This window comes from Streptococcus sp. HMSC36C04, from assembly GCF_001839535.1.
Taxonomy (GTDB): Bacteria; Bacillota; Bacilli; order Lactobacillales; family Streptococcaceae; genus Streptococcus; species Streptococcus hominis.
In genome coordinates, this window is record NZ_KV841590.1 from 1 (window position 1) to 8,174 (window position 8,174).

An 8,174-nucleotide genomic window follows, 5' to 3' on the forward strand; every position below is an offset into this window, starting at 1 on the left:
TTTTTTGTTGCACTATATTTTACAATTTATCATATACAAAAGACTTGCAAAATGAATGAATTGCAAGTCTTTTTTCTTATACCAAGCCCTCTAAGAGCCCTTTCATAAAGTTTTCAGAGTTAAATACTCCAATATCGTCAATTTTTTCTCCGAATCCAATCAGTTTAACTGGAATATCCAGCTCTTGACGGATTGCAAGAACGACACCACCACGCGCTGTTCCATCAATTTTCGTCAAGACAATTCCTGTTACTGGCGTAATTTTTGAAAATTCCTTAGCTTGAACAAGGGCATTTTGACCGGTTGAGGCATCTAGTGCCAAGAACGTTTCATGCGGCGCAGCTGGATCTACCCGTTTGATAATCCGTCCAATTTTTTCTAATTCTGCCATTAGATTATCTTTGTTTTGCAAGCGTCCGGCTGTATCAATCATGAGAATATCCACATTTTCAGCCTTTGCACGCTCCATACCGTCATAAACAACGCTAGCTGGGTCACTCTTTTCTGGACCTGTCACAACAGGAACATCTACTCGACGTCCCCATTCCACCAACTGAGCAACAGCTCCTGCCCTAAAAGTATCTGCTGCAACTAACATAACTGTCTTACCAGCCTGCTTATATTTATAAGCCAATTTCCCTATCGAAGTGGTTTTCCCAACTCCGTTTACACCAACAAAAAGCATGACTGTCAAACCGTCTTGTAAATTGATTTTTTCGTTAAATTGGCCATCTTTCTCATAGATGTCTACTAACTTTTCAATGATGACCCGACGAAGGACATCTGGCTTTTTGGCATTTTCAAGGCGAGCTTCTTGGCGTAAGGCTTCTGTCAGATTAGAAGCGACTTGCACTCCCACGTCACTCGTAATCAAGAGTTCTTCTAACTCTTCAAAAAATTCCTCATCTACCGAACGGAAATTGGCAAAGAAAGCATTAAGCCGCGCTCCAAAACCTGTCCGCGTCTTTTTAAGACTACGGTCATACTTTTCCTGAACCGTTTCTTTTTGAATAGATGAACTTGCTTCAATTGGTTCGCTAATAGTCTTCTCTGCCGTAGTTGACTCTGCTGAACTTGACCCTGCGTTCGCTTCGTTCAACTGCCTCATATTTTCTTGTTCTGCCTGCTGTCTTCTAGCTTCTGCTAAACGTGCCTGTAAATCTGTGGTAGCTGGATGAGTCGTATGTTGCGAAAAGGCTGCTGTCTCGTCAGGTTGTGGAGTTCCCATTTCATTCTGTAATGTATGATTTTCTGGAGCTTGGAAATCATTTTCAGCAAACTCTAGACTTGATCCTGTAGTAGCCGTTTCCGGCTCCATTTCTTCTACTTTTTCTTGAATGGTTTCAAGACGTGTCTCATCATTAGCAAGACGTTCTTTCAATTCTGTTTGGAATGTTTGTTCACCTAGATTCTCAGATTGCGTATTCTCTACAGGAGCTGTTTCTACTTTTTCTAGATTCTTTCCTTGATCATCCTCTGATACTGTTTCTACAGCTTCTTCAGGAATATTTTCAACTGTTTTTTCTTCTTTTTGGCGACCAAAAAGGCGATCAAATAAGCCCATTCAATTCCTCCTTTATTTCAGTGCATATTTTTCTATAGCCCAAGCAACAGCATCTTCATCATTGGTCATCGGCGTCACCACATTGGCAACTTCTTTGACTATTGCTACTGCATTTTGCATAGCTACACCAAGTCCTGCCCATTTTATCATAGACAGGTCATTTGCTTCATCTCCGCAAGTCATGACTTGACTTTGTTCAATTCCTAAATGAGCAATCAATTTTTCTAAGCCATTTGCTTTATGGACATTCTTCGGAGACCATTCTAACAGCATATCGCGCGACTTAAAAATTTCATATTTGTCAAATAAATCGGACGAAAGTTGAGCAATACCACGATCAAGCGGATCTGGTGCATAAGCTGTTACACACTTATTATAAGTCTGTTGGCTAGATAAGTCTGCAAATGAAACCGACTCAAATGTTAAAGCAGGATTGCAAGTTTGATAAAGCGATTCATGGTCTGACTGGATTTGGTAGACAGTTCCTTCGCAAATCGCATCTAGTGGCAAGCCTAACTTTTCTGTTTCCTCAAAAATACGAGCCACATCGTCATAAGCAAAGACTGTTTTATCAAGAATTTCACCTGTGTTACGTTGCACCAAACCACCATTAAAAGTAATGGTGTATTCGTCCTCTTGATTAGCTACGCCTAGTTCGTTTAAGAAAAGTTCCATTGCTTTTAGAGGGCGACCGGTCGTCAAAACAATCTTGATTCCCTGCTCTTTAGCGGCTTTAAGCGCCGCTAAATTTCGAGCAGAAATTTTTTTCTCAGAAGTTAGTAAAGTCCCATCTAAATCTAAGGCAATCAATTTTATATCTGCCATTATAAGCCCTCCATATACGTCATAACTGAATGCGCCGCATGATGCCCAATGACCTCTTTGGCTACTTCCAAAATCTCTGGACGAGCATTTTCAGGGGCAATGGGATAACCTGCTACTTGCATCATGTGTAGATCATTCAAATTGTCACCAAATGTCATGACCTGATCCATCTCAAGATTTAATTTCTTCGCCAATTCGACAATGGCAACACCCTTGTCCACATAGTCTAGGACAATATCAATTGACTTATAGCCTGTTGTCATAGCTTTGACACCGGGAACGTGTTGATTAACCCAAGCTTCACCAGCAGCTACTGTTTCTTCAGAAAAATTGGTTGTAAATTTGAAAATTTCATCTGTAATATCCTCCAAGCGAGCTACTTTTTGGATATTTTCATTATAATGCGCACTAAAAGCTAAATAAGCTGGATCAACTGTTTCCAAAACATAACAGCCTTTTTTACCTGTTAGAAGCAATTCACTGGTATTGATGAAAGGAGATGTCTTCAATTTCTCAAAAGCTGACAGATAAAAATCTTTAGACATGGTTGCTTCGTAGAGATCTTCTCCGTGAAATTCTACCAGACTGCCATTTTCAGCAATAAAAATTATCTCATCTCGCACATCCTCAAATAGCTTTTCTAATGACAGCAAACCACGCCCACTGGCTACTGCAAAATAGATGCCTTTTTCTTTAAAACGGAGCAACAACTGCTTCAGTCGAACCATATCAAACTGCCCTTTGTCATCTAAAAAGGTGCCGTCCATATCTGTCGCAACTAATTTTATATTCATTTTACATACTTTCTAAATCTTTTAATTTTACGGAGACAATCTTTGACACACCGGACTCTTGCATGGTTACTCCATAGATAGAGTCTGCTGCGGACATCGTTCCTTTACGGTGTGTTACCACGATAAACTGGCTGTCCTTGTCAAAGCGATTGAGATAGTCTCCGAAACGTTTGACATTAGCTTCGTCAAGTGCAGCTTCCACCTCGTCCAAAATGACAAATGGTATCGTCTTGACACGGATAATGGAGAAGAGTAATGCCAAAGCTGACAGAGCTTTTTCTCCTCCGCTCATCAGATTGAGCGACTGAATTTTCTTACCAGGTGGTTGTACTGAAATTTCTACCCCCGCAGTCAGCAGGTCACCTTCGGTCAAAATCAAGTCCGCTGAACCACCGCCAAACATCTGTCTGAAAGTCACTTTGAAGCTCTCACGAATAGCTTCAAAGGTTGATTTGAAGCGGTCTTTTACTTCGTCATTCATTTCTTCGATGGTTTCCAAAAGTAGATTTTTCGCAGAAAGTACGTCATCTCTTTGAGTATTGAGGAAATGCAGTCGTTGACTGACTTCTTCAAATTGCTCTACCGCATCAAGATTGACTGGTCCTAAAGCCCGAATAGCCTTTTCTAAGTCCTTGACCTTAATTTCAGAAACCGCAAGATTTTCTAGTGGACGAGCCTGTTTACTAGCTTCATCAAAAGATATTTGATAGTCATCTGTCAAATTCGTCAAAAGGCGTCGAAGGACATCTGCAATCTTATCTTTTTCAGCTTCTGCCTTGGCTTGACTGCGAATCAAATCCTCATTTTTCTGACGGGCTTGTTCCAGATGACTGGTAAGATCTTCTGCTTGCCCTTCCAAATCGTCCAGTTCAAATTGGTACCGAATATTGGCTTGGTTCAAAGCTGTCTTTTCCTGTATAGCCTGTGTTAATTGCTCTTCTAAAACAGCAATATCCACTTTTGAAGCTGTCTCTTCCTTTTGCTCCATTAGAAATTGTAAAGTTGAAATCTCTTTGTCCAATTCAGATTTTTCATTGGACAAACGTGTGAGATCCATCTGAACGTAACGTTGATGCCCTATCAGCTCGGTACGGACCAATCGAAGCTCAGATAAGTGGGCTGTTAGCTTGTCTAAACGTGCCTGAATAGCATCTTTATCTGACTTAATCTGCTCAATCTCTGCTTCTGTTTCGGTTTTCTCTTGCTCAATTTCTGCAAGGCGATTAACCAATCGTTCCTTTTGCTCCGCCATATCAGGAAGAACTTCACGAGATAGCTCTCTTTCTTGCAGCGCTAAGAGCTCGGATAAGTCTTCAACCTGTTTATGTGTTTGCTCATAAGCCATTTGAGCCTTTTGCTCTGCTAATCGAGCTTCCTCACCACTTGCTTTTATTTCTTCTAACAGACTGTTGGCTTGGCTTAGCTGTGTGTGCAAATCCTCCACTTGCTTTTCTTGCTCGGCTAATGTTACATTCTTCTCAGAAAGTTCCTTTTGCAAAGCATCCAACTCCGGCTTGATGAAAATTGTATTGTTATTTCGATTAGCGCCACCTGCATAAGAACCGCCTGTCCGTAATTCTGTTCCATCCAGCGTGACAATTCGTACTTGATACCGAACTTTGCGAGCAGCTGCTCGCGCATTTTCTACCGTATCAAAAATGGCTGTTGTACCTAGCAAATTTTGGAAAATATGCTCTAAACTCTTATCATAGCTCACCAAAGACGAAGCCAAACCAAGAAAACCAGTGCTTTTTTCAATGCTTCCTTGATGATGATCTGGTAAATGCCGCGCTTTAATCGTTGTCAGTGGCAGAAAAGTTGCCCGTCCTGTTCGATTGCGTTTCAGAAATTCAATTGCTCGTGTCGCAGCTTGTTCGTCCTCTACGATAATATGCTGGCTACTTGCTCCAAGTGCAATTTCAAGTGCTGTCTGATAATGCGAATCAAAGCTCAGTTTTTCACTAACAGCACCGATAATACCGCCCAGGAGCTCTGCTTCTTGAAGAACACTTTTCACCCCAGCATAGAAATGACTGTGATTTTTCAGAATAGCTTCTAAACTACCAACACGCGCCTTTTTATTTTTTACATCATCCATTAAATCAAACATTGCCGTTTGGTTTTGCTGATAATTCGTTTTTACAGCTTGAACTTGCTTTAGCTGTGCCTGATAATCTGTCAGTAACTGCTGAACCGACTGCCGATCTGTTTCTAAATCTTCCAGTTGACTTTGCTCGTTGATTTGAAGATTCTTTAAATTTTCTTTTAACTTAGCAAATTCTGCTTGTTTGCTTTCAGATAATTGTAATTCGTTGGCTAAGCGACTTTCTAAAGCAGTTAAGTCATTGGATAAGTCCGCTTCTTCTTGCATCAATTGGACAAATTCAGCACGTAATTTTTCAATCATCTGGTCAGGATCGTCCGAAAATGCCTCAATTTCAGCTTCTAATTTATGAATCGCTTGTTGATTTTGTTCCAATTTTACAGCAAAATCAGTCAACTGCTCGTCTTTTCCCTGCCATTCTGTTTGAACCGCCTCTAATTTTTCTGTCAATCCTTTCAGGCGTTCCTCATTTTCCTTCCGACTGTTGGCAGCTTGACTAGATTCTAATTTGGAAACTTCGATTTGGCGTTCTAAGTCACTGATGAGGCGTGTTAGTTCAAGCAAACTCGCTTGGTCATCTGCCATTTGTTTTTGCAAATCATGGCGTTTTTCTTTCAGAAGAGCATTTTCTTGCTCTAGCTGGTCACGTTTGCTGTAATAAGCAGACAAAGATTGCTGAATCCCCACAAGCCGTTCTTCAGTATCATTCATCTGTGTTTTATTTCCCTTTATTTGAGCAATCAATACATCCAAATAAAGAGCACGGCGTTCCTCATCCAATTTCAAAAACTGCTTAGCTGTCGTAGCTTGCTTTTCAAGAGGCTTCACTTGACTATCGAGCTCATAAATAATATCTTCCAGCCGATCTAGATTATCTTGTGTTTGACTGAGCTTGCTTTCAGTCTCCTTGCGCCGCGTCTTGTATTTCAGTACGCCAGCCGCTTCTTCAAAAATGGCACGGCGCTCCTCTGGCTTGCTATTGAAAATTTCTTCCACCTTTCCTTGAGAAATAATGGAAAAACTATCTCGCCCAAGCCCTGTATCCATAAACAAATCATGAATATCTCGCAAACGTACCTTCTTGCCATCTATTTTATACTCGCTATCCCCGCTGCGATAAATATGACGCTCCACACGAATCTCATCTGCAGCTTGCTGGATAAAACGGTCTCTATTGTCCAAAACGACAACAACAGAAGCATAATTCAGTGGTTTGCGAGTTTCAGTACCCGCAAAAATGACATCTGGCATTTTCCCGCCACGAAGACTTTTAACACTGGACTCTCCCAGTGCCCAACGCAGGCTTTCAGTAATGTTACTCTTTCCTGAGCCATTTGGTCCAACGACTGCTGTCACTCCCTGATCAAATATTACCTTGGTCTTATCTGCAAAAGATTTGAAACCTTGAATTTCAATTTCTTTTAAATACATGAATGACTTCCCTTTTCAAATGCATTTTTAGCAGCTTCCTGCTCTGCTAATTTTTTCGAACGTCCTTGCCCTTGTCCAACCGTTCTGCCATCAACAGATACCGCTACAGCAAATTCTTTGGCGTGAGCTGGACCAGACTCAGAGATGACTTGATAAACAATCTCGACATCACCATTGACTTGGAGCAGTTCTTGTAGCTTGGTCTTGTAATCAATCACCTGCTCAAAGTCTCCAACTTCTACCTTTGGAATCATGACTTGATACAGGAAGTTTTTGACTGCTTCCACTCCTTTATCTAGCAATAAAGCTCCTAAAAAGGCTTCAAATAAATCTCCAAGAATGGTATCCCGATTACGCCCACCTGACTTTTCTTCGCCACGACCTAATTTGATAAATTGATCAAACTGACAATCTCGACTAAAACCAGCCAAACTCTCTTCACGTACAATCGTTGAGCGAAGTTTTGACAAGTCCCCTTCTGGTTTTTTCGGATATTTTTTATACAAATATTCCGAAATCAATAATTGCAGAACAGCGTCTCCTAAAAATTCCAAGCGCTCATTGTGTGAAATGTTTAAGAGGCGGTGCTCATTGGCATAGCTAGTGTGTGTAAAAGCTGTCTCCAGCAACTTTTCATCTTGGAAGACAATTCCAAATTGCTGACTCAAAACTTTATGTAAATCTCTCATTTTTTCTCCTTTCAAGAAGAACTTTTTCTTTTAATACTCAAAAAACTTAACAATCACCTCCAGCTGTCTCCCAGACAATTGGAACTAGAAAGCAAGCGGCGGGTGGGGCAAAAACTCTACTTGAGCTTTTGAGGTCGCAGGTGTAATCAACGAAGTCAGTAACAAAGAGTACAGCAAGGTTGACAAATGTTTCGCTTTCCTTCTCTGCCACCTCTCACAGTCATCCGGACTGTAAAATCCGACGAAGTTTGAAGAGATCTTCACAGAGTATAAAAAGAAAACAAATTCTCTATTATTATATCAAAAAAATCCTTGATACTCCAACGATACCAAGAATTTGATAGGAAAAGTTCACCAGAGATGAAATGAATTTTCATTCTTTATCTGGAATGACTTTGAATAAATAATACGTCATAAAAAGGGTTAAGGCAGCTAAAGCAAACTTCACCCAGATAAGAGGTGCAAAGAAGATAGAAATTCCCGTTAGAATATAAATGGAAATAAGAATTTTTCTTTTACGCTCCCGAGCAATAGCATCTGTTTCGCGAAAGTCCACCACATAGATTTGATACAACTTAGTATGGTATAGCCATTTTTCAAATCGTTTGGAAGAGCGTGAAAAGCATGCAATCGCCAACAGCAAAAAGGGGGTGTCGGTAATAGCGGTAAAGCAACTCCCAAAAGGGCTAATCCTAATAAAGTAAAACCAATCATTAAGTAAAAAATTCGCATACCCTGTTGTAAAATGAAGTGCAACACAGAAGACA

5 protein-coding genes and 1 pseudogene are annotated in these 8,174 nt (G+C 40.5%); all 6 read right to left on the minus strand.

Features of this window, described 5'->3' with window-relative positions:
- Positions 1–76: 76 nt before the first annotated feature.
- Positions 77–1,564 (minus strand): signal recognition particle-docking protein FtsY, encoded by a 1,488-nt coding sequence (ftsY, locus tag HMPREF3249_RS04565; RefSeq protein ID WP_057489618.1) that lies wholly within the window; start codon positions 1,562–1,564, stop codon positions 77–79.
- Positions 1,565–1,576: 12 nt separating this feature from the next.
- Entirely contained in the window at positions 1,577–2,389 is an 813-nt protein-coding gene (locus tag HMPREF3249_RS04570) for a Cof-type HAD-IIB family hydrolase (RefSeq protein WP_057489617.1), read from the minus strand.
- Positions 2,389–3,183, minus strand: coding sequence for a Cof-type HAD-IIB family hydrolase (locus HMPREF3249_RS04575; protein WP_057489616.1), 795 nt, complete (start codon positions 3,181–3,183; stop codon positions 2,389–2,391). Before HMPREF3249_RS04575 ends, HMPREF3249_RS04570 begins: the two co-directional genes overlap by 1 nt.
- A 1-nt stretch (position 3,184) precedes the next feature.
- Positions 3,185–6,718, minus strand: coding sequence for a chromosome segregation protein SMC (gene smc, locus HMPREF3249_RS04580; protein ID WP_049534588.1), 3,534 nt, complete (start codon positions 6,716–6,718; stop codon positions 3,185–3,187).
- Positions 6,709–7,407, minus strand: coding sequence for a ribonuclease III (rnc, locus tag HMPREF3249_RS04585; protein WP_049534586.1), 699 nt, complete (start codon positions 7,405–7,407; stop codon positions 6,709–6,711). The genes smc and rnc overlap by 10 nt, the downstream gene beginning before the upstream one ends.
- A 373-nt stretch (positions 7,408–7,780) precedes the next feature.
- A pseudogene (locus tag HMPREF3249_RS04590) lies at positions 7,781–8,139 on the minus strand (YbaN family protein).
- Positions 8,140–8,174: the final 35 nt, after the last annotated feature.

What these genes read in the sequence shown, in the direction of transcription:
- rnc (WP_049534586.1), bottom strand. Translation starts at nt 7,407, where the DNA reads ATGAGAGATTTACATAAAGTTTTGAGTCAGCAATTTGGAATTGTCTTC.
- smc (WP_049534588.1), bottom strand. Translation starts at nt 6,718, where the DNA reads ATGTATTTAAAAGAAATTGAAATTCAAGGTTTCAAATCTTTTGCAGAT.
- HMPREF3249_RS04570 (WP_057489617.1), bottom strand. Translation starts at nt 2,389, where the DNA reads ATGGCAGATATAAAATTGATTGCCTTAGATTTAGATGGGACTTTACTA.
- ftsY (WP_057489618.1), bottom strand. Translation starts at nt 1,564, where the DNA reads ATGGGCTTATTTGATCGCCTTTTTGGTCGCCAAAAAGAAGAAAAAACA.
- HMPREF3249_RS04575 (WP_057489616.1), bottom strand. Translation starts at nt 3,183, where the DNA reads ATGAATATAAAATTAGTTGCGACAGATATGGACGGCACCTTTTTAGAT.